Here is a 24,854-nt window from a genome sequence, read left to right on the forward strand (position 1 = left end):
TGCCGACGGGGGGACTGGACCATCTGAGCTGGGACCGATGAGGGTTGGCTGCCCGTTCCAGTGCGCGGAATGCGGCCGGCAACGCCATCACGTCGACCTGGGGTGACGTCGGGCGGAGCCGTGAGTTCTGCCGGGGGCTCCGGTGGTGACCGTTCCTGGTCGGCCCAGGGGGAGGGCATGGGAGCGGCGCCCCCGGTTCAGGTTGCCCCATGGGGCCTGCCGGTTGCCCGGCCACCCCATCTGCGCCATAATGCGCGGCTTCCTGCCTCCCTGGCGGGAATCCTTGCCCCACCGCGGTCTCAACGGCGGGGGGCTGTCCGGCCGCAAGGCCACATCCGAAAGGTAGAAAAAACATGAGTCGTCATTACGAAATCGTGTTCATGGTCCACCCGGACCAGAGCGAGCAGGTCCCGGCCATGATCGAGCGCTACAAGTCGCTGGTCGAGAACGGCAACGGCACCATCCACCGCCTGGAAGACTGGGGCCGCCGCCAGCTGGCGTACCCGATCCAGAACCTGGTGAAGGCGCACTACGTGCTGCTGAACATCGAAGCCGACCAGGCCGTGCTGAACGAACTGACCGAAAGCTTCCGCTTCAACGACGCCGTGCTGCGCAACCTGGTCATCAAGCGTGACGAGGCTGACACCGAGCAGTCGCTGATCATGAAGAGCAAGGACGAGAAGGGTGACAAGCCGGAGCGCGGTGAGCGCCGTCGTCGTGACGACGAAGAAGGCGAGTCCACCACCACCGCTGACAACGAAGCCGGCGACGACGCCGCTTCCGCCGCCTAAGGAGCCTTCCCATGTCCAAGTTCTTCCGTCGCCGCAAGTTCTGCAAGTTCACGGCTGAAGGTGTGAAGGAGATCGACTACAAGGATCTCAACACCCTGCGCCAGTACCTGACCGAGAACGGCAAGATCGTGCCGAGCCGCGTCACCGGTACCAAGTCGAAGTACCAGCGTCAGCTGGCGACCGCCGTCAAGCGCGCTCGCTTCCTGGCCCTGATCCCGTACACCGACAACCACGACGTCTGATGCCCGGCGGGGCGGCCCGGTGCCGCCCCCGCTGTGCCAGCTATTCGGACAGCCTTTGTTGCGGGGCATCGCCTCGCTAACGAATAACTCATCTGGAGCAATACCATGCAGCTGATCCTTCTGCAGAAAGTCACCAACCTCGGCAACCTGGGCGACCTGGTCGACGTGAAGCCGGGCTACGGCCGTAACTTCCTCGTGCCGCAGGGCAAGGCCGTTCCGGCCACCGAGAGCAACAAGGCCGAGTTCGAAGCCAAGCGCGCCGAATACGAAGCCAAGGCCCAGGCCATCCACGCCGACGCTGACGCCCGCAAGGCCAAGCTGGACGGCGCGAGCGTCACCATCCCGGCCAACGCTTCGACCGAAGGCAAGCTGTACGGCTCGGTCGGCGCCCGCGAAATCGCCGATGCCTTCACCGCCGCCGGCCTGCCGGTCAGCAAGAGCGAAGTCATCCTGGGCGAAGGCGCCTTCCGCAACATCGGCGAGTACGACGTGCTGATTCACCTGCACGCCGACGTCGAGACCACCGTCAAGGTCGTCGTCGTCGCCGAAGCCTGATCCCTCGCCGCAAGGCCTGGAATCACCGCAGAACGGGCGCCCGCAAGGGTGCCCGTTTTGTTTTGCGGCCCGGGTTTCGTGGCGTTGAGCCATGCCCGACCGAGGGGCACGGCCGGGCAATGTTCCACGCCCATTCGTAGAACACGGCCACATCGGTATACTCAGGGCGTCACACCCGTTCCACGGCCAGCGATCCCAGCAGGATCAATGACTTGGAGGGTAAACGCAGGCCGCTCGACGGCCCCAGTCCGGAACCCCTATGCGTCTTTCCACGATCAAGCTGTCCGGCTTCAAGTCGTTCGTCGATCCGACCACCCTGCACCTGCCGACCAACATGACCGGCGTGGTGGGGCCCAATGGCTGCGGCAAGTCGAACATCATCGACGCCGTGCGCTGGGTCATGGGCGAGAGTTCGGCCAGCCGCCTGCGCGGCGACTCGCTGACCGACGTGATCTTCTCCGGTTCCAACGCCCGCAAGCCGGTCTCGCAGGCCACCGTCGAGCTGATCTTCGACAACTCCGACCATACGATCTCCGGCGAGTACGCCTCGTTCAACGAAATCTCGGTCAAGCGCACGGTCAGCCGCGACGGCACCAGCAACTATTATCTCAACGGCACCAAGTGCCGCCGCCGCGACATCACCGACCTGTTCCTCGGTACCGGCCTGGGCCCGCGCAGCTACTCGATCATCGAGCAGGGCATGATCAGCCAGATCATCGAGGCGCGCCCGGAAGACCTGCGCGTGTACCTTGAAGAGGCGGCCGGCATCTCCAAGTACAAGGAGCGCCGCAAGGAGACCGAGACCCGCATCCGCCACACCCGCGAGAACCTGGACCGGCTGGGCGACCTGCGCGACGAGATCAGCAAGCAGCTCGAACACCTCAAGCGCCAAGCCAAGCAGGCCGAGCAGTACCAGGCGCTGCAGGAAGAACGCCGGGTCAAGGATGCCGAATGGAAGGCCCTGGAGTTCCGCGGGTTGGACGGGCGCCTGTCCAAGCTGCGCGAAGGGCTGTCGCAGGAAGAGACCAAGCTGCAGCAGCTGATTGCCGATCAGCGCGACGCCGAGGCCCGCATCGAGACCTCGCGCGCGCGTCGCGAGGAGGCTGCCGATGCGCTCAATACCGCGCAGGCCGCGGTCTACCAGGTCGGCAGCACGCTGGCGCGCCTGGAACAGCAGATCCAGCACCAGCGCGAGCTGTCGCAGCGCCTGCACAAGGCGCGCGATGAAACCCGCCAGGCGCTGGCTGACCTGGGCCAGCACATCAGCGGCGACGAGGCCAGGCTGAGGGTGCTGCGGGAAGCGGTCGAGGCGGCCACCCCGCAGCTGGAAGCGCTGCAGGAAGAAAACGAGATCAAGCAGGAAAGCCTGCGCGAGGCCGAAGACCGGCTGGCGAGCTGGCAGCAGCGCTGGGAACAGCACACCTCGCAGAGTTCGGAGGCCTCGCGCGCCGGCGATGTCGAGCGCACGCGCGTGGACTACCTGGATAAGCAGATCCTCGATGCCGACCGCCGTCGCGAGGCTCTGGCTGCCGAGCGCGCCGGGCTGGACGTGGACGCGCTGGAAGAAGCCTTCGAGCAGCTGCACCTGCAGCACGACACGCAGAAGGCAGCGCTGGATGAATTGAGCGAAGACGTGGAGCTGCGCAAGCAGGGCGTGGCGGCGGTGCAGGAGCAGCAGCGCAGTGGCCAGAACGAGCTGGCCGAACTGCGCAAGCAGGCCAATGGCCTGCGCGGTCGCCTGGCCTCGCTGGAAACCCTGCAGCAGGCTGCACTCGGCCAGGAGCAGGGCGCGGCCGTGGCGTGGCTGAAGACACGCGGGCTGGATTCGGCGGCGCGTGTCGGCGAACGCCTGGACGTTGATACCGGTTGGGAAAACGCGGTGGAAAGCGCGCTCGGCCAATTGATCGAAGGCGTGCTGGTCGATGACCCGGCCAGCCTGGTCGATGCGCTCGGCGAATTGGGCGAGGGCCACATCGCACTGGTCGCCAACGATGGTGCGGACCTGAAGGTCGCGCCGACCTCGCTGGCGGCCCGCGTGCGTGGTCCTGCAGCGATCCGTCGCCTGCTTGCGCACCTGCACGCAGCCAAGGACCTGTCCGAGGCGAAGGTGTTGCAGGGCAGTCTTCCGGAAGGCGATTCGATCATCACCCAGGGTGGTGAGCGCTTGGGCCAGGGCTGGCTGCGCGTGTCGCGCTCCGGTGCGGCCCAGCAGGGCGCGCTGCTGCGCGAACGTGAGATCAATGAGCTGCGCGAGCAGATCGAGCAACTGCAGGATCGCGAGGCCGAGCTGGAAGAGCAGCTGTCCGGGTTCCGCGAACAGCTGCAGGCGGCCGAACAGCAGCGCGAAGACGCGCAGCGTGCGCTGTACCAGGCCCACCGTGCGGTGTCCGAACTGGCAGGCCAGTTGCAGGGCCAGCAGGGCAAGGTGGAGGCCGCACGCACGCGCATCGACCGCATCGAGGGCGAACTGAAGCAGCTGCAGGAAACGCTCGAGGCCAACAACGAGCAGGCGCGTGAGGCGCGCTCGCGATTGGAGAATGCGGTCAGCAGCATGGGCGACCTGGAATCGACCCGGCAGCGGCTGGAGGGCGAGCGCCGCCAGCTGACCGAGGCACGCGACCTGGCCCGCGACGCCGCACGCGCGGTGCGTGAGCGCTCGCATTCGCTGGCGCTGACCCTGGAATCGCAGCGTGCGCAGCTGGCCTCGCTGAGCCAGGCACTGGAGCGCATGGGTACCCAGCGCGGGCAGTTGGATTCGCGGCTGGAGGAGCTGCATTCACAGCTGGACGAAGGGGATTCGCCGGTCGAATCGCTGCAGGCCGAGCACCAGAATGCGCTGGAGGAGCGCGTGCGGGCTGATCGCGTGCTGACCGAAGCGCGCACGTTGCTGGACGGTATCGACGCCGAGCTGCGCAATTACGAACAGACCCGCCACCAGCGCGACGAACAGGCGCTGGCCCAGCGCGAACGCATTTCGCAGCGCAAGCTGGACCAACAGGCGCTGGTGCTCAGCGCAGACACCCTGCAGGGCGCGGTGGAGAAGGCCGGGTTCGTGCTGCAGGACGTGCTCAACGCACTGCCCGAGGACGCCCGCCTGGGTGACTGGGAGCAGGCCGTGCACCAGATCGATGGCCGCATGCGCCGGCTGGAGCCGGTCAACCTGGCCGCCATCCACGAGTACGGCGAGGCCTCGCAGCGTTCGGACTACCTGGATTCGCAGCACGTGGACCTGACCACCGCGCTGGAGACCCTGGAAGACGCCATCCGCAAGATCGACCGTGAGACCCGCGGCCGCTTCAAGGACACCTTCGACCGCGTCAACGCCGGCGTGCAGGCGCTGTACCCGCGCTTGTTCGGCGGCGGCCACGCCTACCTGGAACTGACCGGCGAAGACCTGCTCGACACCGGCGTGACCATCATGGCGCGCCCGCCGGGCAAGCGCGTGTCCAGCATCTCGCTGCTGTCCGGCGGCGAGAAGGCGATGACCGCAGTGGCACTGGTGTTCGCGATTTTCCAGCTGAACCCCGCGCCGTTCTGCCTGCTGGACGAGGTGGACGCGCCGCTGGACGAAGCCAACGTCGGCCGCCTGGCCAACATGGTCAAGGAAATGAGCGAGAAGGTGCAGTTCCTGTTCGTCAGCCACAACAAGGCGACGATGGAGGCCGCGCACCAGCTGTCGGGCGTCACCATGCGCGAGCCGGGTGTCAGCCGCCTGGTCAGCGTGGACCTGGAAGAAGCCGCGCGATTGGCGGGCGCGGCCTGACGTGCCATCCTAGTTACCTGAATGAACTAGCCGGAGAACCTATCGAATGTCCGACACGGCACTGTTGCGCATCGGCATCCTGGCCGCCGGCCTGCTGTTGATCGCCGCGATCTTCCTGTTTGGCCGTCCGAAAAAGAAGCCCCAGGGGCGCCGCGTGGAAGGCGCGGAACCGACCAGCGGCGAGCGCCGCGAACCGGTACTGGGCGAAGACGGCGTCGCCGTGGCCGATGGGCGCGTCGAACCGGGCATGGGCACGGAAGGCGAGCAGGCCGAACTCGGTCTGGGCGAAACCGACCCGGGCGCCAGCGATCTCGGCAAGCGCGCCACCCAGGATTTCGACAAGATTGTCTCGCTGTTCGTGGCCGCCCGGGCCGGCGAACAGCTGCGTGGCGAAGACATCGTGGTGGCGGCCGAGAAGACCGGCCTGGTGTTCGGCCACATGAACGTGTTCCACCGCTTGGTGGAAGGTCATCCCGAGCGCGGCCCGATCTTCTCGATGGCCAGCATCATGAAGCCGGGCAGCTTCGACATGGCCAACATCCGCGCCATGGAGACCCCGGCCATCGCCTTCTTCCTGACCCTGCCGGCACCGCTGACCGCGCTGGACGCCTGGGAGAAGATGCTGCCGACCGTGCAGCGCATGGCCGAACTGCTTGACGGCGTGGTGCTGGATGACAGCCGCAATGCCTTGGGCCGCCAGCGCATCGCGCACATCCGTGACGAGCTGCGCGCCTATGACCGCCAGCACCAGGCGCCGCCGCTGACCAAGACCCCGCGCTGGTAAGCGCCATGGTGTGCCGACCAACGGTCGGCACCCACCCCGACCAACGGTTGGCACCCACAACAGTAGGTCCACGCCATGCGTGGATGGGGCGAACCAAGGTTCGCCCCCACCAACAGGGTCAGGCCGGTACGCCGGCCACCTTGGCGAACGCGCGGCGGAACGCGGCCATCTCGTCCTCGGTGCCGACGGTTACGCGCACGCGCTGTGGCCAGATCGGCCAGCTGCGTCCGATCACTACACCGTTCTCCGCCATCGCCTTGGCGAACGCGCTGCCGTCGCGTTGCACGTCGACCACGAAGCAGTTCGCTTCCGACGGCACGCAGCTGAAACCACGCTTGCCGAGCCATGCGATGGTTGCCTGCCGCACCTTGGCATTCTGCAGGCGGCGCTGCGGAATCAACTGCGGATCGCGCAGGCTGGCCAGTGCAGCGGCCAGTGCCGGCACCGGCAGCGGGTTGTCGCCAAGGCTCGCCAGTTCGCGCAGACGGTCGGGATGGGCGGCCGCCACGCCCAGGCGCAGGCCGGCCATGCCGTAGAGCTTGGAGAACGTACGCAGCACGATCAGATCGTCGCGCTGCGTCACCTGCGTGATCAGGCTGGGCTGTTCGCTGTACTGCAGGTAGGCCTCGTCGACCAGCACGCGGGTGGAGGCGGGCTTGTGGGCCAGCAGCCAGGCAAGCTCATCCGGTGGGCTGATCGAGCCGGTCGGGTTGTTCGGGTTGCACACATACAGCAACCCGGTCGGGCGCCGGTGCGCGGCAGCGACCATCGCGCGCAGGTCATGCGCGCCGTCGCCGCGCAGTGGCACTTTCTGCACGTGCGCAGCGTGCGCGGCGGCGACCTCGCCGAGCGTCTCGAAGGTCGGGGCGGCCACCACCAGCCCCGCCTGCGGGCCGGTCCACAGCGTGGCGGCACGGTTCAGCGGTTCACTGGAACCGGGGTAGAGGCGTACATGGTCGGCCGGAATGCCGGCCTGCTCGATGAAGGCGTCGCGCACGCTGCCCGCCAGCTCGAAGCGGTAACGGCCACAGCTTGCGATGCTGTCGCGCGCTGCCTGTTGGGCTGCGGGCGAGGGACCATATGGGCATTCGTTGAAGTTCAGCAGTACTGCACCTTCGGCAGGGGCGGGGGCCGCGGCTGTCGCGGGCTGGGCATGGCCGAGCCGCGGCAGCCCGCTGCCGGCGACGGCGAGGCCGGCACCGGCCAGTTGCAGGAAGCGTCGACGGGAGGCAGGCAGGGTCACGGGCAGTATTCCGAAGGGCGAACGTCGCACGCTAGCGCCGGTGGAGGTGGGCGGCAAGCCCGCCTTCTGTGGAGTCGAACATGGCTCGACGCTATGAACGCAGCGGCGTTACAGGGCCTGACGGCCGGGCGCGGTAGAATCCCCGGCCATCCCAGAACCACCGGATCCCGATGAGCCCCAGCCCCGCCGAACGCGCCGACGAACTCCGCCGGCAGATCGCCCAGGCCAACCGCGCCTACCACGAGCTGGATGCGCCGGAGATCCCCGACGTCGACTACGACCGGATGGTGCGCGAGCTGGAAACGCTGGAGCGCGAGCACCCGGAACTGGCCCGTGCCGACAGCCCGACCCAGCAGGTCGGTGCACGTCCGTCCGGCCGCTTCCCCGAGGTGCGCCACGCGGTGCCGATGTTGTCGCTGTCCAATGCCTTCAGCGATGAGGAAGTGGCCGATTTCGTGCGCCGCATCGATGAGCGCCTGGGTCGTCGCAGCCTGCGGTTCTCGGCCGAACCGAAAATGGATGGCCTGGCGATCAGCCTGCGCTACGAGGACGGTCATTTCGTACTCGGCGCAACCCGTGGTGATGGCAGCACCGGCGAGGACGTGACCGCCAACCTGCGTGAGATCGACGATGTTCCCAAGCGCCTGCATGGCAAGGACTGGCCGGACGTGCTGGAGGTGCGTGGCGAGGTCTACATGGCCCGCGCCGACTTCGAGGCCTACAACGAACGCGCGCGCCGGCAGGGGGGCAAGGTGCTGGCCAACCCGCGCAACGCGGCCGCCGGTTCGCTGCGCCAGCTTGATCCAAAGATCAGTGCGCAGCGCAGGCTGAGTTTCTTCGCCTACGGCACCGGCGAAGTGCAGGGCGGCGAGCTGCCGGACACCCATTCGGGCACGCTGGCCCAGCTCGGTGCCTGGGGCTTCCCGGTCAGTGAGCTGTGCAAGGTGGTGGAAGGCACCGACGGCCTGCTCGGCTACTACCGTGACATCGGCGAGCGCCGCGATGGCCTGCCGTTCGACATCGATGGCGTGGTCTACAAGCTGGATGACCGCGCCGGCCAGCAGGCCATGGGCTTTGTTTCGCGTGCGCCGCGCTGGGCCATCGCGCACAAGTTCCCGGCACAGGAACAGAGCACCACGGTGGAAGCGATCGAGATCCAGATCGGCCGCACCGGTGCCGCCACGCCGGTCGCCCGCCTGGCGCCGGTGGCCGTGGCTGGCGTGATCGTGTCCAACGCCACCCTGCACAACGCTGACCAGATCGCGCGTCTGGATGTGCGCGCCGGTGACAGCGTGATCGTGCGGCGTGCTGGTGACGTGATTCCGGAAGTGGTCAGCGTCATCCTCGACCGCCGTCCGCAAGGCACGGCGCCCTGGCAGATGCCGATGCAGTGCCCGGTGTGCGGCTCGGAAATCGTGCGCGAGGAAGGTGCCGCCGCGTGGCGCTGTTCGGGCGAACTGTCCTGCCCGGCGCAGCGCAAGGAGGCCATTGCCCATTTCGCTTCGCGTCGTGCGATGGATATCGACGGCCTCGGCGACAGGTACATCGAAACGCTGGTCGACGCCGGCATCGTCAGGAGCGTGGCCGACCTGTACCGGCTCAACCGCGACCAGCTGCTGCACCTGAAACTGGTGCTGGATGCCGAGGACCCTTCCGCACTGGCCGCCGCGTTGAAGCTGCACCTGCCGGCAGAGGGGAGCGGCGCGGTGCTCAATGCGGTGCTCAAGCTGGATGGCAACGATCCGGCGTGGCGCGCGCAGGCGCTGGCGCAGCCGGCCGGCTTCGAATGGAACACGAAGAAGATCGCCACCAAGTGGGCCGACAACCTGATCGCGGCCATCGACGCCAGTCGCGCTGCCACGCTGGAGCGCCTGCTGTTCGCGCTTGGCATCGAGCACGTGGGCGAGAGCACGGCCAAGGCGCTGGCGCAGTGGTTCGGTGACCTGGAGCTGATCCGCCACCTGCCGTGGCCGCTGTTCAAGCGCGTGCCGGACATCGGTGGCGAAGTGGCGCGCTCGCTCGGCCACTTCTTCGAACAGCAGGGCAACCAGCAGGCCATTGATGATCTGCTGCAGGTCGGCCAGGTGCGCATCAGCGACGTGCATGCGCCCAGTGCCAAGCTGCGCGAGGGGCTGGATCTGGCACAGCTGCTGGTTGAATCGGAGATCCCTGGCATCACCCGCCTGCGTGCGGAGAAGCTGGTGGCGGCGTTGCCGGGCGCTCAGGCGGTGCTGGATGCCGAACATGGCCAGTTCGTCAACGCGGGCCTGCCGGACGACACCGCGCGCGGTCTGGCCGAGTGGCTGGATGCCGAAGGTCATGGCGCGATGCTGCTGGCGGCCGAGAAGGCGATGCAGCAGATCCTGGCCAAGGCGCCGGCGATGGCCGAGATCGTGGCTGGCCCGCTGGATGGGCAGACCGTGGTGCTGACCGGCACCCTGGCCCAGCTGACCCGCGATGCAGCCAAGGAGCGCCTGGAAGCACTGGGTGCCAAGGTCTCCGGCAGCGTGTCGAAGAAGACCAGCTTCGTGGTGGCCGGTACCGAGGCCGGTTCCAAGCTGGACAAGGCGCAATCGCTGGGCGTGCCGGTATGGGACGAAGACCGCCTGCTGGCCTATCTCGCCCAGCACGAATGATGACCCCGCCGGGTGCCTCGCGCCCGGCATGAAGCACAAAGGAATACCGATGCAGACCGCCCCGCTGGATTTCCGCCTGGCCACCCGTGCCGACGAAGAACTGTTGATCGAGCTGATGCGTGAGTTCTACGCCGAAGACAGGATCGACTTCGATGACGCGCGCGTGCGTCGCGGCGTGGACGCGCTGCTGGCCGATCCGCGCAACGGCGAAGTGCTGCTGTGGCTGGACGAGGCGGGCGAGGTGGTTGGCTACGCAGTGATCGCGATGGGCTTCAGCCTGGAGCAGGGCGGCCACTTCATGCTGCTGGACGAGCTGTACCTGAGCCATCGCGCGCGCGGCCGCGGCCGCGGCAAGCAGGCGCTGGCCATCTGCGAACAGCGCGCTCGCGGGCGTGGCGTCAGCCGCCTGCGCCTGGAAGTGAACCACCACAACGAACTGGCCCGGCGCCTGTACCTGGCCAGCGGCTACATCGACGATACCCGCGATCTGCTGACCCTGCCGCTGGACCATCCGCGCCCGGAGGGCATCCTGTGAGCGAGGCCCTGCTGCGCGCGCTGCGGCAGCGAGCCGCGCTCAATGCGCTGGTGCGCCGCTTCTTCGCCGAGCGCAATGTGCTGGAGGTGGAAACGCCGATCCTGTCGGTGGCGGGCAACACCGAGCCGAACATCGACAGCTTCCATACCGATTTCACTGGCCACGTCGACGCGGGCGGGCGCCGCCGCTGGTTGCGCACCTCGCCGGAGTATCCGCTCAAGCGACTGCTTGCTGCCGGTGTTGGCGATTGCTACGAACTGGGCCGCGTGTTCCGCAACGGCGAGGCTGGTGGTCGCCACAACCCGGAATTCACCATGCTGGAGTGGTACCGGGTCGGCTGGGACCATCATCGGTTGGTAGGGGAAACCGCCGAGCTGGTCGGACAGGCACTGGCCCTGGTCGGGCGCAGTGCGACGCTGCGTGTGCTCGGTTACCGCGAGCTGTTCCAGCAGTACGTGGGCGTGGATCCGTTCGAGGCCGACCAGGCCGCGCTGCGTGCCGCGCTCGGTGACGTGCATGTCGATCCCGTCGGGCTGACCCGCGACGATTGGCTGGATCTGCTGATGACCCATCATATCCAGCCGCATTTCGATGACGCGGTCATGACCGTGGTCCACGATTGGCCCGCCAGCCAAGCCGCGTTGGCACGCATCCGTGTCGGCACGCCGCCGCTGGCGGAGCGTTTCGAGTTGTATCTGGGCGCGGTGGAACTGGCCAACGGCTATCACGAACTGAACGACGCGCACGAACAGCGCATGCGATTCCAGCGTGATCTGCAGCGCCGCCACGAGCGCGGCCAGGTGCAGCCGGCCGTGGACGAGGCATTGTTGTCGGCGTTGCCATCGATGCCTGCCTGTGCCGGCGTGGCGGTGGGTATTGATCGGCTGTTGATGGCGATGAACCGCACGCCGCGGATCGCCGACGTGCTGGCCTACGACTTTGCCCGCGCGTGAGCGTGGCGCGCACGTTCCTGAACATTGAAGACTGAACGGATTGCCGCATTTCCGTGCTTGCTTCGGCAAGCAGGATGATGCTCTTATCACGGCAGATGCGGGACACTGGCATCGGAATTCGTCCACTCCTGTTGGGGAAGGCATTGGTCAAGTGGTTTGCGGTCGTGGCGGCACCGGTCTACTCCATCGCGCTGTGGGGGGCTTGGCTGCCGTCGCCGGCGTCGGCCCAGCAGGTGGGCTACGACGACGAAGTGGTGACCTGCGAATCACGCGACATGGGCTGGGTGCACTGCGATATCGAGGTCGCCAACGGCGTCGATCTGGTGCGCCAGCTGTCCAGCAACAGCTGCATCCGTGGCAGTGAGTGGGGAACCGACCGCAGCGGCGTGTGGGTCACCCTGGGCTGTCGTGCCGAGTTCCGTGCCCGGCGCGCAGCGGGGACGGCGCTGCCGGCAGACACCTCTGGAAAGCGCCTGGTGCGCCGCGTGGTGCGCTGTGAATCCAATGGCCGTCCGCAGAGTTGCCCGGTACGGCTCGATGGCGCGCCGGTGCGCCTGCTGCGCCAGTTGTCCGTGCTGCCGTGCCGCGAAGGGCAGGGCTGGGGCTACAAGCGCAATGAAGTCTGGACCAGCCGTGGCTGCCAGGGCGATTTCGAAGTGGCCGATGATGACGGCCGCTTCGTTGACGTGCCACGCCGCCTCACCTGCGAATCGAAGTCGAAGAAGCGGCGTTTCTGCGGTGCCAGCATCTCGGTTGGCGCCGTGGTCTCCGAGCAGCTGTCCAGCACGCCCTGCGAGGAAGGCAGCACCTGGGGCTGGAGTCGCAACGGGATCTGGGTGGACGGCGGCTGCCGCGCCGAATTCTCGGTGAATTGAGCCCGGGCAGGCTCCAACCCTGCGGGGCCTGGCCCTACAATGGGCCCATGAACACTGCCTCTGACATCGACTACGCCCGTTACGACCACATCCGCCCGATCCTGTGGACCGGCGATGCCCTGCAACTGCTGGACCAGCGCAAGCTGCCGTTCGTGGTCGAGCACGTGGTCTGCCATGACAGCGACGAAGTTGCCAGCGCGATCCACGCGTTGACCGTGCGTGGCGCGCCGGCGATCGGCATTGCCGCCGCCTGGGGCGTCGTGCTGGCCGCGCGAGAGGTGCAGGCCGCCGATGGTGCGCACGCGCTGCAGCAGCTGGAACCGGCCCTGCAGCGCCTCAACGCATCGCGCCCGACTGCGGTCAACCTGGCCTGGGCGCTGGCACGCATGCGCCGTTGCCTGAGCGCCGCCGGTGCCGACTGGAAGGCTCTGCTGGAGTCGGAAGCGCAGGCCATCGCCGAGGAAGACCTGGCCGCCAACCGCCACATGGGCGCGCTGGGCGCGGGCCTGATCGAGGCCGGCAGCGGCGTGCTGACCCACTGCAATACCGGCTCGCTGGCCACTGCGGGCTTCGGTACCGCGCTGGGCGTGATCCGCGCCGGCATGGCCCAGCACCGCGTCGCCCGCGTGTTCGCCGGCGAGACCCGGCCGTGGCTGCAGGGTGCACGCCTGACCGTGTGGGAGCTGCAGCAGGATGGCATCGATGCCACCCTCATCGCCGATTCGGCCGCCTCGCACCTGATGAAGACCGGCGCCGTGCAGTGGGTGATCGTGGGCGCGGACCGCATCTGCGCCAATGGCGATACCGCCAACAAGATCGGCACCTACCAGCTGGCCATCGCCGCGCGCCACCACGGTGTCAGGTTCATGGTGGTGGCGCCGTCCTCGACCGTGGACATGGAAACCGTCGATGGCAGCCAGATCGAGATCGAGCAGCGTGACCCGGGTGAGCTGTACGGTGTGGGCGGTACCCGTACCGTCGCCGAGGGCATTGCTGCCTGGAACCCGGTGTTCGACGTCACCCCGGGCGAGCTGATCGACGCGATCGTGACCGAGCGGGGGGTCATCCTGAACCCGACCGCCGAGAACATGCGCGCCGCCTTCGGCGGTTGAGGCAGGCTGGGTCGCGGATGCCTGCGGAGCCGAGCCCATACTCGGCCCAGCCGGGAATCCGCCGCAACCCAGCATGGGCCTGGCCCGACTGGCGCGGTATAGCCCCCTAAGTTCCTGATTTGTGCCGGTAAAATCCCCGTAAAGGGAGGCGGGAAACAGCCTGTTGTGGTAGTATTCGCAGGTTGAATCGAGGTTCCGGCACGACCCCCTCCCGCAGAGGGCTGCGCCGGACTGGACCGCTACCAGACAACGGAACCCGAATGGCAGAAACCGCCAAGGAAATCATCCAGGTCAACCTGGAAGACGAGATGCGCAAGAGCTACCTCGATTACGCCATGAGCGTGATCGTGGGCCGTGCGCTGCCGGATGCGCGCGATGGCCTCAAGCCGGTGCATCGCCGCGTGCTGTACGCGATGAACGAGCTCAACGCGCACAGCAACAAGCCCTATTTCAAGTCGGCGCGTATCGTCGGTGACGTCATCGGTAAGTACCACCCGCATGGCGATCAGTCGGTGTACGACACGCTGGTGCGCCTGGCACAGCCGTTCTCGCTGCGCTACATGCTGGTCGACGGCCAGGGCAACTTCGGTTCGATCGACGGCGACTCCGCCGCAGCGATGCGATACACCGAGGCGCGCATGTCGCGCCTGGCGCATGAGCTGATGGCCGACATCGACAAGGAAACCGTCGATTTCCAGCCCAACTACGATGAAAAGGAACTGGAGCCGACGGTCATGCCGACCCGGTTCCCGAACCTGCTGGTCAATGGTTCGGCCGGTATCGCGGTGGGCATGGCGACCAACATCCCGCCGCACAACCTGAGTGAATCGATCAATGCCTGCATCGCGCTGATCGACAACCCGGACATCGATGTCGACGGCCTGATGGAATACATCCCCGGCCCGGACTTCCCGACTGCCGGCATCATCAATGGCACCGCCGGCATCGTCGCCGGCTACCGCACCGGCCGTGGCCGCGTGCGCATCCGTGCCAAGGCCGATATCGAAGTGGCCGACAACGGCCGCGAATCGATCATCGTCACTGAAATTCCTTACCAGGTGAACAAGGCGCGTCTGATCGAGAAGATCGCCGAGCTGGTCAAGGAAAAGAAGATCGAAGGCATCAGCGAGCTGCGCGATGAGTCCGACAAGGACGGCATGCGCATCTACATCGAGATCAAGCGCGGTGAATCTGCCGAGGTTGTGCTGAACAACCTGTACCAGCAGACGCAGATGGAATCGGTGTTCGGCATCAACATGGTGGCGCTGGTCGATGGCCGCCCGCAGTTGATGAACCTCAAGCAGATGCTCGAGGCCTTCGTCCGCCACCGTCGCGAAGTGGTCACCCGCCGCACCGTGTTCGAGCTGCGCAAGGCGCGCGCCCGTGCGCACGTGCTGGAAGGCCTGACCGTTGCGCTGGCCAACATCGACGAGATGATCGAACTGATCAAGACCTCGCCGAACCCGAACGAAGCCCGCGAGCGCATGCTGGCGCGCGTGTGGGAGCCGGGCCTGGTGGGGGCGATGCTGGGTGCCGCCGGTGCCGAAGCCTCGCGTCCGGAAGACCTGCCCAAGGGCGTGGGCCTGATCGAGGGCGGCTACCAGCTGACCGAGATCCAGGCCACCCAGATCCTGGAGATGCGCCTGCACCGCCTGACCGGGCTGGAGCAGGACCGCCTGACCGACGAGTACAAGCAGCTGCTGGAAGTGATCGCCGGGCTGATCCACATCCTGGAAGATCCCGACCGCCTGCTGCAGGTGATCCGCGAGGAGCTGGTCAACGTCAAGGCCGAGTTCGGCGACGAGCGTCGTACCGAAATCCGCCACAGCGAAGAAGACCTGGACATCCTCGACCTGATCGCCCCGGAAGACGTGGTGGTCACCGTGTCGCATGCCGGTTACGTGAAGCGGCAGCCGGTAAGCGTGTACCGCGCACAGCGCCGCGGTGGCCGTGGCCGCAGTGCGGCGGCGACCAAGGAAGAGGATTTCATCGAACAGCTGTGGCTGGTCAACACGCACGACACGCTGCTGACCTTCACCAGCTCGGGCAAGGTGTTCTGGCTGCCGGTCTACCAGCTTCCCGAAGCCGGTTCCAACGCCCGCGGCCGTCCGATCATCAACTGGATCCCGCTGGAGCCGGGCGAACGCGTGCAGGCCGTGCTGCCGGTCCGCGAGTACGCCGATGGCCAGTTCGTGTTCTTCGCCACGAAGAACGGTACGGTCAAGAAGACTCCGCTGGGCGAGTTCGCCTTCCGTCTGGCCCGCGGCAAGATCGCGATCAACCTGGACGAGGGCGATGCCCTGGTCGGCGTCGGCCTGACCGATGGCGAACGCGACATCCTGCTGTTCGCCTCCAACGGCAAGACCGTGCGCTTCGGTGAAGACAAGGTCCGCTCGATGGGCCGTACCGCCACCGGCGTGCGCGGCATCAAGATGCCGGCCGGCGAGGAAGTGGTCAGCCTGATCGTGGCCGAGAGTGCCGGTGGCATCGAGGATGAGAACGAGGACGACAACGGTGTCGATGAAGCCGTCGCCACTGGCGATGCGGTGATCGACGGTGCTGATGACGCCAGCGTGCAGTACATCCTCACCGCCACCGAGAACGGCTACGGCAAGCGCACCCCGCTGCCGGACTACCCGCGCAAGGGCCGTGGTACACAGGGCGTGATCGGCATCCAGACCACCGAGCGCAACGGCAAGCTGGTTGCTGCGGTGCTGATGGGTTCCAGCGACGAAGTCCTGCTGATCTCCGATGGTGGCACCCTGGTGCGTACGCGCGGCTCGGAAATCAGCCGCGTCGGCCGCAACACCCAGGGCGTGACCCTGATCCGCCTGTCCAAGGACGAGAAGCTGCAGGCGGTGGAGCGCATGGACGCCTCGATCGACGAGGACGAGGACGAGGTGGCAGCCGCCGCCCCGGCCGAAGCCCCCGCACCAAGCGAGGACGCGCCGCAGGCGTAAGCCCGCGTCGTCTCGCCACCTCAACAACGCCGGCCTCGTGCCGGCGTTGTTGTATCCGGCGCTCACCGCACGCGCACTTCACAGCGACGGTGGGATAACAGGCCATGCTGCCCCGGAGATCGACGATGTCCGCCACGCCGCAGTCCGCCGCCCCCGTTGTGTACCGCCATCCCCTGGTGACCGTGCTGTCGCTGCTGCTGGTCGTGCTTGGCCTGGTCATCGGCGGGCTCGGCGCGTGGCTGCTCAGCCTGGGCGGTTCGGCGTACTACGCCATTGCCGGCCTTGGATTGCTGGCCAGCGGCATCCTGTTGTTCGGCAACCGCCGCAGTGGCGCGCTGCTGTACGCACTGGTGTTCATCGGAACGCTGCTGTGGACCTGGTGGGAGTCGGGCAGCGACTACTGGCGGTGGGTGCCGCGGCTGGGCCTGGTGACCGCACTGGGCATCGTGCTGGCGCTGTTGGCGCCGACCCTGCGTGATCCCGTTCCCAAACGGCTGTCGCGTGCGGTGGCCGCTATGTTGATGCTGGTATTCGTGGCCGCGTTCGGCCTGGCGTTTGCGCCGCATGGCGAGGTGGATGGGCACCAGCCGTTCCCGGAAGGCGCGGTCAGCGCCGGCCTGGAACCCACCCGTGATACCACCGGCCTGGAGCCGGCCGACCAACCTGCCGACAGTGATTGGCCGGCCTGGGGCCGCAGCAACGCCGCCACCCGTTACTCGCCGCTGCAGCAGATCACGCCGGCCAACGTCGGCACGCTGCAGCTGGCCTGGCAGTTCCGCACCGGTGACCTGCCGAAGAAGCGCTGGGGCGCGGAAACCACGCCGCTGAAGATCGGCGACCGCCTGTACCTGTGCACCGCGCGCAACCGCCTGATCGCGCTGGATGCAGCCAGCGGCAAGGAACTGTGGCGGTTCGATCCGAAGGTGAAGGACGCCTCGATCCCGTACACCGCCGCCTGCCGTGGGGTGAGCTACTACGAGCAGCCCCGCACACCGGTCCTTGCCGATGCAACGCTGGCCGATGCCGCAGCCGATCTGGCCTTGCCCGAACCGTCGCCCAGCGTCACCCGCGGTGCCGCGCCGGGTAGCCGTCCGGCGTGCTGGGCGCGCATCATCGAAGGCACGCTGGACGGGCGCATCATCGCGGTGGATGCGGACAGCGGCCGCCCGTGCGCCAACTTCGGCAACAACGGCCAGGTCGATATCACCCTGGGCATGGGCGAGGTGCCGCCGGGCTATGTGTCGATCACCTCGCCGCCGGCCATCGTGCGCGGTGTCATCGTCACCGGCCACCAGGTGCTGGATGGGCAGCGCCGCGATGCGCCGTCGGGCGTGATCCAGGCCTACGACGCGATCACTGGGAAGCTGCGCTGGGCGTGGGACATGGACCAGCCCGAGCGCAGCGGCCTGCCGCCCCGCGAGCAGACGTATACGCGCGGCACGCCCAACATGTGGACCACGGCCACCGGTGATGAGGCGTTGGGCCTGGTCTACCTGCCTCTGGGTAATTCCGCGGGTGACTACTGGAGTGGCTCACGCACGGAAAACCAGAACCGCTACTCGACCTCGCTGGTGGCGATCGACGTAGCCACTGGCAAGCCGGCCTGGCACTTCCAGGCCGTGCGCAAGGATGTGTGGGATTACGACCTGGGTTCGCAGGCCAGCCTGATCGACTACCCGACGGCGGCGGGCAAGGTGCCGGCGATCCTGCTGCCGACCAAGCAGGGTGACCTCTACATCCTCGACCGCCGCAACGGCAAGCTGCTGACCGCCGCCGAAGAGCGCAAGGTACCGGTGGGTGGCGTCGAACCCGAGCAGCGTTCACCCACCCAGCTGTTCTCGCTGTACCACACGCTGCGCCGCGAGCATGACCTGACCGAGCGCGACATGTGGGGCATCACTCCGATCGACCAGCTGGTCTGCCGCATCCAGTTCCGCAAGGCCTATTACGAAGGCTTCTACACGCCGCCGAGCAGTGACCGCCATTCCATCGAGTACCCCGGTTACAACGGTGGCTCGGACTGGGGCAGCGTGTCGATCGATACACGCCGCGGCGTGATCGTGGCCAACTACAACGACATGCCGAACTACAACCGGCTGGTGCCACGTGCCGAGGCCGACCGGCTGGGCTGGTTGCCGCGCGAGAAGATCCGGTTCGACAAGGGCGGTGCCGAGGGCGCGGGCGACCCGCAGGTGGGCACGCCGTATGCCATCGATGTCAATGCCGGCTGGCGGTTGCCGTTCACCGGCCTGCTGTGCAAGCAGCCGCCCTATGGCGGCATCCGTGCCATCGACCTGCGCACCGGCAAGCTGCTATGGGATCGCCCATTCGGCAGTGCGCGCGGCAATGGGCCGTTCGGCATCCGTTCCGGCCTGCCGATCGAGATCGGCACACCGAACAATGGCGGCTCGGTGATCACTGCCAGTGGCCTGGTGTTCATCGCCGCGGCCACCGATGACCTGCTGCGCGCCATCGATCTGAAGACCGGCAAGGAGCTGTGGCACACCCGGCTGCCGGCCGGTGGCCAGGCCACTCCGATGGTCTACGAACAGGGCGGGCGCCAGTACGTGGTGATCATGGCCGGCGGCCACCATTTCATGGAAACCCCGAACGGCGATTACGTGATGGCCTTCGCCCTGCCGAAATAGCGGCTGCTCGCCTGAACACGGCCATGGGGCTGGGACCGCTGTCGCTGACGTTTCGCTGGCGGCCGGGCAGCATCCATCATCGAAACAGGACGGGGCCGGCCAAAGTCCCCATGGAAGGAAACGCATGCTGAACTCTGAACGCCTGCCGGGGTGCGCCACCCGGTTGTTGGCAGGACTGCTTCTGCTTGGCCCGTGTATGTGGGCAAGCGCGCAGGCGTCACCCCAGCTTGCCGTGCGCAAGGTGCCCAGCGGTGCCGAGCTGATCGCGGGCGATGCGCGCTATCTGAGCCCCGCCCATGCGCCCTGCATGGCGGCCGCGGGCAACGCGCTGGACGCCCAGCGTGGTTGTGCCGACGCTAAATTCAAGGTGCACGACGATGCGCTCAACGCCGCCCATAGTGCGGCGCGCTCCACGCTGACGGCCAGCGACCAGCGGGTGCTGCGCGATCTGCAGCGGCAATGGATGCGCCAGCGCGACAACCGATGTCCGGAAGGTGGAACGGCCGTTGCCCAGCTGGATGCACAGCAGTGCCGCACGCTGGTCTCGCCTGCATTGCTGCAGCAGGCCACCACGGCGCAGAACCACAAGGGCTGGTATGGATTCGGCTTCGTGGTGCAGGGCGAGGGCAGGGAACACCAGTATGGCCACGAAGGCGGTGCGCCCGGCTCCAACAGCGCCATCGTGGTGCTGCCCGCACAGGGCTATGTGATCGTTGGGCTGGCCAATGTCGATCCGGATGCGATCGGCAACGTGGTCAACTACATCGCGCGCAGAGTGCCACTGTGACCGCGGCAGGTGCCGGTCATTCCGGCACCCGCACCATCTTCGTCATCAAGTGTTCCACCACACCTGCCGGATCGGCCGTGCGGCCCACATGCGTGCTCGACATCTGCACGATCGAACTGCGCTTGGCGGTGAGGAAGTGGAACCGTGCGCGTGCGGGCAGCTGCGCGATCGGCCCAGCGCCAGCATCGCCGCGGCAGATCGCCACGATCGCATCCAGCCACGGCTGCAATGCCCCCTGGTCAAGCGCCGGGGCAAACGCGTGCAGGCGCGCAGGATCGATCTCGATGGCCGCCTCCAGATGACGCGCTCCAGGACAGGAGACGATCACCCCGACGTTGATGAATTCCTCCCGTTCCACCCGCGGTACCACGCGGATGACCGCGTAGTCATACGTGTGCAGCGTGGGCACGGAGGGCCTCCTGCACGAACACCGCACGCACTTTCAGGCGATGCTTGAGATAGTCGATGTAGCCTTGGCGGTAGGCCTGCGGGCTGTCGAATGCCGGCTCGTTGACCAGCCAGCTGTCCGGCACCAGGCCGACGATGCGCTCGATCTCGGCATCGGTGAGGCGCGCGGCCAGCTCGGCATCCACTTCGGCGATGCGGTTGGCGAACGACAGAAGCACGTGGTCGCGGATCAGTACGAAGGGTTTTTCGCAGGCGTCGCCGGCATTGGCCCAGTCGTGATGGAAGTACATGGCCGCACCGTGGTCGATCAGGTACAGCTTGCGGTGCCACACCATCAGGTTGGGGTTGCGGGTGGTGCGGTCGACATTGCTGGTGAACGCATCGAACCAGACGATGCGCGAGGCCAGCTCGGCATCCACCGGCATCGCCGCTGGGTCGTAATTGATCGCGCCGGGCAGGTAGTCCAGGCCCAGGTTCAGGCCCTCGCTGGCGCGGATCAGCTCCTGGATCTCCGGGTCGGGCTCGGTGCGGGCGAACTCGCGGTCCAGTTCCACGAACAGGATTTCCGGAATCGGCAGGCCCAGCGTGCGCGCCATCTCACCGGCGACCAGCTCGGCGATCAGCGCCTTCGGGCCTTGCCCGGCGCCACGGAACTTCAGCACGGCCATGCCGTCGTCGTCGGTCTCGACCACAGCCGGCAGGGAGCCCCCCTCCCGTAAGGGGGTGATGTAGCGGAGGGCGTGTACGGTGCGCATGGCGCATTCTAGCGTGGTGCTGGGGGGCGCGCCCGGCAACGCCGCGGCGGTGCACTGGTTGAGCCCGGCGATTGTCTGGACGTCCTGCACGGGCCGCTGCGGTGGGCGAGGGCGCGCGCAGCGAGGACGGCTCCTCCTGCGCGCTCTTCACCATGAAGATGTCCTGCGCCGCGCCCGCACCCTCTGTCTGGTGGCTGAGCCGGATGAAGCGAAGGTCAAGTGCACCTGATCCATGCGAAAGCGACAGGAAAGACGAATTGCGGCTTGGTCTTCACTTCGCCCTTCCGTTGCCGGTGGCAGCATCGCCTTCAATGGAGCATTCCACCCGCGTGTAACTTTCAACGGGAGGCTGTCATGCCGCTACAGCGCAGCTGTCACGCATCATCCTGCACGCCATGCACCGCGTGGAGTTGAGCCTGGCCTGATACGGTCATAATGCCGGCAGGGATGGCCGCCCAACGCACGACCTGCCTCAGCCATCATGGCGGAACCGGCATGGATTGCCGGCGCTGCGATTCCGCTGGATACCTGCTTTCAATGCGCCCCTTGCGATGCCGCCGATGACTGCCGCGCGGAAGGTGCCTTGTCCACGATGATCCTGCAGGCTTTGGAGGTGTACCGATGAGCGACGAACTCACTCCCATGCTGCCGCCCCTGGACGATGCCAAGGTCGAGGAAATGATCGGCAAGGTGGTGCTGGTCGGCGTAACGCGCTATGGCGGTGACGGCCAGGTGCAGGGACTCGAGCAGTACGCCGGCACGGTGCTGCGCATCAGTGCCGTTGAGGGCGTGGTGCTGGCCGACGAGAATGATGGCCACGAGCGCTACCTGCCGCCGATGCTCGATCAGTACCTGCCGGCCGAGCCCGGTGAGTACCGCATGCGCAACAGCGGCATGATCGTGGTCGACCCGGACTATCTGGCCACCTGGGACCTGCACGCCCGGCAGTAGTGCCAGGCCATGCCTGGCGATGGCCGCCCGCACTCCACTTTGCCCCATCCGGCCACTAGCCCTTCCGGCCCATTCTCCTCACCCCCTGCGGTGCTAGATTCGGGGCCATGCCCGAATCCGGGCATCCATTCACACCCAGGGGATAAGGATGCTGATCCGTCGAACCTCTCTGGCGGCGGCTGTTGCCGCTGCCACCGTCGGCCTGCTGGCCGCCGGCCCGGCCTTCGCTGATTACGCGAAGCCGCCGGAACACCTGCTCAAGGTGCTGAAGGCACCGCCGCCGCCAGTACCGAACGTGGCGCCGGGTGGCCAGCGCCTGCTGCTGACTACCGCGCAGACCTATCCGTCGATCAGCCGCGTGGCCCAGCCGTACCTGAAGCTGGCCGGTGTGCGCCTGGAGCCGAAGAACCGCAGTCGCCATGACACTCCCGGCGGCTACGGCATTCCGGCCTGCGTGGCCGACTTCACCCTGGTCGACATCGGCAGTGGCAAGGAAAACAAGGTGGACCTGCCGCAGGGCTGCGCGACCGGGGCGCTGTGGTCGGCCGATGGCAGTCACTTCGCCTTCCAGAACGCGGTCGATACCAGCGTGCAGCTGTGGGTGGGCAATGCTGCTACCGGCCAGGTGAAGCAGGTGCCGAACGTGCAGCTGAACCCGGTCTTCGGCAACACCGTGCAGTGGCTGGGTGGAAGCCAGAATCTGCTGGTGAAGCTGGTTCCGGCCAATCAGGGCCCGGCGCCGTCCAATGGGGGCGTGCCGACCGGTCCGGACGCGCAGGAGTCGCTGGGCAGCAGTGGCGAAAGCAGCACCTATGAGGCCCGCGATACGCTGACCAGCGTGCATGACGAAAAGCTGTTCGCCTACTACGGTGCCTCGCAGCTGGCTGTAGTCGACACTGCCGCGGGCAGCGTGCGCCCGGTGGGGCAGCCGGCGCTGTTCAACGAGGTGAGCGCCGCGCCCGATGGCGTGCACGTGCTGACCGAATCGATCAAGGCACCGTACTCGCATGCGGTGACCTACCAGCGCTTCGCCAATGATGTGACGGTGCTGGACATCAGCAATGGCCGTAGCACGCCGATCGCCAGCCTGCCGCTGGCCGACCGCGTGCCGGTGCACGGCGTACCGGAAGGCCCGCGCGGTTTCGACTGGCGTGCCACCGATCCGGCCACCCTGGTCTATGCCGAAGCGCTGGACAAGGGCGACTGGAAGGTCAACGTGCCGCATCGCGATCGCGTGCTGATGCTGAAGGCCCCGTTCACCGGCAAGCCGACCGAAATCACCCGTACCGTGCAGCGTTTTGAAGGCTTCGCGTGGACCGCCGATCCGGCCGTGGCCTTCCAGTACGAGAACGACGAGAACCGCCACTGGATGCAGACCCGCATCGTCGACGTGGACCAGCCGAAGAAGGAAGGCCGCCTGCTGTGGGACATGTCCAGCGATGAGCTGTACGGCAACCCCGGCAACCTGGTCTTTACCCGCCTGGCGAATGGCGCGCAGGTCGTGCGCCAGGACGGCAACTACGTGTTCCTCAGCGGCCGTGGTGCCTCGCCGCAGGGCGACCGTCCGTTCCTTGATCGCCTGGACCTGGGCACGCTGAAGAGCGAGCGCCTGTTCCGCAGCAGTGCTGATGCCTACGAACAGTTCCTCGGTTTCAGCAGCACGCCGGGCCGCTACCTGACCTGGCACCAGTCGGTGATCGATCCGCCGAACGCCTTCATCCGCCAGCAGGGTGAGGCGGTGGCCGATGCGAAGGCCGGCGAGGCGGAGTTCGCTTCCATCGCGACCGCGCTGACCAGGTTGGCCGACCCGACCCCGGAGGTACGCCAGATCAAGAAGCAGCTGGTGACCTACAAGCGTGCCGACGGCGTGGACCTGTCGTTCACCCTGTACACGCCGCCGGGCTACAAGGAAGGGCAGCGCGTGCCGGCGATCCTGTACGCGTACCCGGCCGACTTCGCCAACGCCGCGCAGGCCGGCCAGGTGTCCGGCTCGCAGCAGACCTTCACCCGCCTGCAGCCGTACCGTCTGATGCTGCTGGCCGGCTACGCGATCATCGACAACGCTTCGTTCCCGATCGTGGGCGACCCGAAGAACGCCTACGACACCTACCTGGAGCAGCTGGAAGCCGACGCCAAGGCGGCGGTGGACAAGGCCGTGGACATGGGCGTGGTCGACCGCAACCGCATCGGCGTGACCGGCCACAGCCACGGCGGCCTGATGACCGCCAACCTGATCGCGCACACCAACCTGTTCAAGGCTGGCGTAGCGACCAGCGGTTCCTACAACAAGACCTTCACTCCGTTCGGCTTCCAGAACGAGCGTCGCTCGGTGTGGCAGGCGCAGGATGTGTACCTGAAGGCCTCGCCGTTCTTCTATGCCGACAAGATCAAGCTGCCGCTGCTGCTGGTCCACGGCGAGGATGACGCCAACCCGGGCACCGAGCCGTTCCAGTCGCGAAAGTTGTACCAGGCGATCCGCGGCAATGGCGGTACCACCCGCCTGGTGATGCTGCCGAACGAACCGCACTGGTACACCGCGCTGGAATCGAACGAGCAGCTGGTGTCGGAAATGCTGAACTGGTTCGACACCTACGTGAAGAACGCCAGGTGACGAACGGCAAGGCCGCCTCTGGGCGGCCTTGCTGCATCGGAAGAGGGGAACCGTGCGCGACGAATTCGTCGCGCATTGACAGAGAGGCAGCATCCAGGAACGGCATGCGGAATGGGCAGCGATGGATCGTCATGAACGGCCGCGCGCAGAGGGCGCTGGTGATGCTCCTGTCGCTGGCAGGTTGCCTGTTCCGCCCGGCCTGCATTGCGTGGCGGTCCATGATGCGGCAGCGGCGGGGCCGGGGC

The 24,854-nt window shown here is 67.0% G+C and carries 17 protein-coding genes and 2 pseudogenes; 16 read left to right on the plus strand and 3 right to left on the minus strand.

Features of this window, described 5'->3' with window-relative positions; genetic code table 11:
• Window positions 1-353 precede the first annotated feature (353 nt).
• From rpsF to zipA, 5 genes are all read left to right on the plus strand, one after another.
• Window positions 354-791, plus strand: coding sequence for a 30S ribosomal protein S6 (gene rpsF, locus V3B30_RS03260; RefSeq protein ID WP_049445625.1), 438 nt, complete (start codon window positions 354-356; stop codon window positions 789-791).
• A gap of 11 nt (window positions 792-802) precedes the next feature.
• Complete coding sequence (gene rpsR / locus V3B30_RS03265; RefSeq protein ID WP_002804494.1) at window positions 803-1,033, plus strand: 30S ribosomal protein S18; 231 nt, start codon at window positions 803-805, stop codon at window positions 1,031-1,033.
• A 105-nt stretch (window positions 1,034-1,138) separates the two neighbouring features.
• On the plus strand, window positions 1,139-1,588 hold the full coding sequence (gene rplI / locus V3B30_RS03270; RefSeq protein WP_014647660.1) for a 50S ribosomal protein L9: 450 nt from the start codon (window positions 1,139-1,141) through the stop codon (window positions 1,586-1,588).
• A 259-nt stretch (window positions 1,589-1,847) separates the two neighbouring features.
• Complete coding sequence (smc, locus tag V3B30_RS03275) at window positions 1,848-5,351, plus strand: chromosome segregation protein SMC (protein WP_262083410.1); 3,504 nt, start codon at window positions 1,848-1,850, stop codon at window positions 5,349-5,351.
• A 46-nt stretch (window positions 5,352-5,397) separates the two neighbouring features.
• A complete protein-coding gene (zipA, locus tag V3B30_RS03280; RefSeq protein WP_006376490.1) occupies window positions 5,398-6,135 on the plus strand; it encodes a cell division protein ZipA in 738 nt (245 codons plus the stop codon).
• Between the two features lie 118 nt (window positions 6,136-6,253).
• On the opposite strand, the gene V3B30_RS03285 is transcribed toward zipA, so the two are convergent.
• Window positions 6,254-7,378, minus strand: coding sequence for a pyridoxal phosphate-dependent aminotransferase (locus V3B30_RS03285; protein WP_262083409.1), 1,125 nt, complete (start codon window positions 7,376-7,378; stop codon window positions 6,254-6,256).
• Window positions 7,379-7,542: 164 nt separating this feature from the next.
• Here V3B30_RS03285 and ligA point away from each other — a divergent pair, with 164 nt between their 5' ends.
• From ligA to V3B30_RS03330, 9 genes and pseudogenes are all read left to right on the plus strand, one after another.
• Window positions 7,543-10,014, plus strand: a complete 2,472-nt coding sequence (ligA, locus tag V3B30_RS03290; RefSeq protein WP_262083431.1) for an NAD-dependent DNA ligase LigA — start codon at window positions 7,543-7,545, stop codon at window positions 10,012-10,014.
• Window positions 10,015-10,063: 49 nt separating this feature from the next.
• The gene (locus V3B30_RS03295) at window positions 10,064-10,549 is read left to right on the plus strand and encodes a GNAT family N-acetyltransferase (RefSeq protein WP_014037728.1); all 486 of its coding nucleotides are present in this window, start codon (window positions 10,064-10,066) and stop codon (window positions 10,547-10,549) included.
• Complete coding sequence (gene epmA / locus V3B30_RS03300; RefSeq protein ID WP_262083408.1) at window positions 10,546-11,502, plus strand: EF-P lysine aminoacylase EpmA; 957 nt, start codon at window positions 10,546-10,548, stop codon at window positions 11,500-11,502. The genes V3B30_RS03295 and epmA overlap by 4 nt, the downstream gene beginning before the upstream one ends.
• A gap of 143 nt (window positions 11,503-11,645) precedes the next feature.
• On the plus strand, window positions 11,646-12,377 hold the full coding sequence (locus tag V3B30_RS03305; protein WP_100473286.1) for a DUF3011 domain-containing protein: 732 nt from the start codon (window positions 11,646-11,648) through the stop codon (window positions 12,375-12,377).
• 47 nt (window positions 12,378-12,424) lie between these two features.
• Window positions 12,425-13,489, plus strand: a complete 1,065-nt coding sequence (mtnA, locus tag V3B30_RS03310) for an S-methyl-5-thioribose-1-phosphate isomerase (protein ID WP_262083407.1) — start codon at window positions 12,425-12,427, stop codon at window positions 13,487-13,489.
• Between the two features lie 260 nt (window positions 13,490-13,749).
• Window positions 13,750-16,449 carry a DNA gyrase subunit A gene (gyrA, locus tag V3B30_RS03315; protein ID WP_262083406.1) on the plus strand — a complete coding sequence of 900 codons (2,700 nt, stop codon included), beginning with the start codon at window positions 13,750-13,752 and terminating at the stop codon, window positions 16,447-16,449.
• Between the two features lie 125 nt (window positions 16,450-16,574).
• Complete coding sequence (locus V3B30_RS03320) at window positions 16,575-19,097, plus strand: membrane-bound PQQ-dependent dehydrogenase, glucose/quinate/shikimate family (RefSeq protein ID WP_262083405.1); 2,523 nt, start codon at window positions 16,575-16,577, stop codon at window positions 19,095-19,097.
• Between the two features lie 307 nt (window positions 19,098-19,404).
• A pseudogene (locus tag V3B30_RS03325) lies at window positions 19,405-19,620 on the plus strand (lysozyme inhibitor LprI family protein); the annotation flags it as partial.
• A 15-nt stretch (window positions 19,621-19,635) separates the two neighbouring features.
• A pseudogene (locus V3B30_RS03330) lies at window positions 19,636-19,884 on the plus strand (serine hydrolase); the annotation flags it as partial.
• Window positions 19,885-19,900: 16 nt separating this feature from the next.
• Here V3B30_RS03330 and V3B30_RS03335 read toward each other — a convergent pair.
• A complete protein-coding gene (locus V3B30_RS03335; RefSeq protein ID WP_100473282.1) occupies window positions 19,901-20,293 on the minus strand; it encodes a DUF3037 domain-containing protein in 393 nt (130 codons plus the stop codon).
• Complete coding sequence (locus V3B30_RS03340; RefSeq protein ID WP_262083403.1) at window positions 20,271-21,047, minus strand: HipA family kinase; 777 nt, start codon at window positions 21,045-21,047, stop codon at window positions 20,271-20,273. The genes V3B30_RS03335 and V3B30_RS03340 overlap by 23 nt, the downstream gene beginning before the upstream one ends.
• A gap of 621 nt (window positions 21,048-21,668) precedes the next feature.
• Here V3B30_RS03340 and V3B30_RS03345 point away from each other — a divergent pair.
• A complete protein-coding gene (locus V3B30_RS03345; protein WP_100473280.1) occupies window positions 21,669-21,998 on the plus strand; it encodes a hypothetical protein in 330 nt (109 codons plus the stop codon).
• 148 nt (window positions 21,999-22,146) lie between these two features.
• Window positions 22,147-24,609 carry a prolyl oligopeptidase family serine peptidase gene (locus tag V3B30_RS03350; protein WP_262083402.1) on the plus strand — a complete coding sequence of 821 codons (2,463 nt, stop codon included), beginning with the start codon at window positions 22,147-22,149 and terminating at the stop codon, window positions 24,607-24,609.
• The last annotated feature ends 245 nt before the right edge of the window (window positions 24,610-24,854 follow it).

Source organism: Stenotrophomonas sp. SMYL41, from assembly GCF_036319965.1.
Classification (GTDB): domain Bacteria; phylum Pseudomonadota; class Gammaproteobacteria; order Xanthomonadales; family Xanthomonadaceae; genus Stenotrophomonas; species Stenotrophomonas maltophilia_R.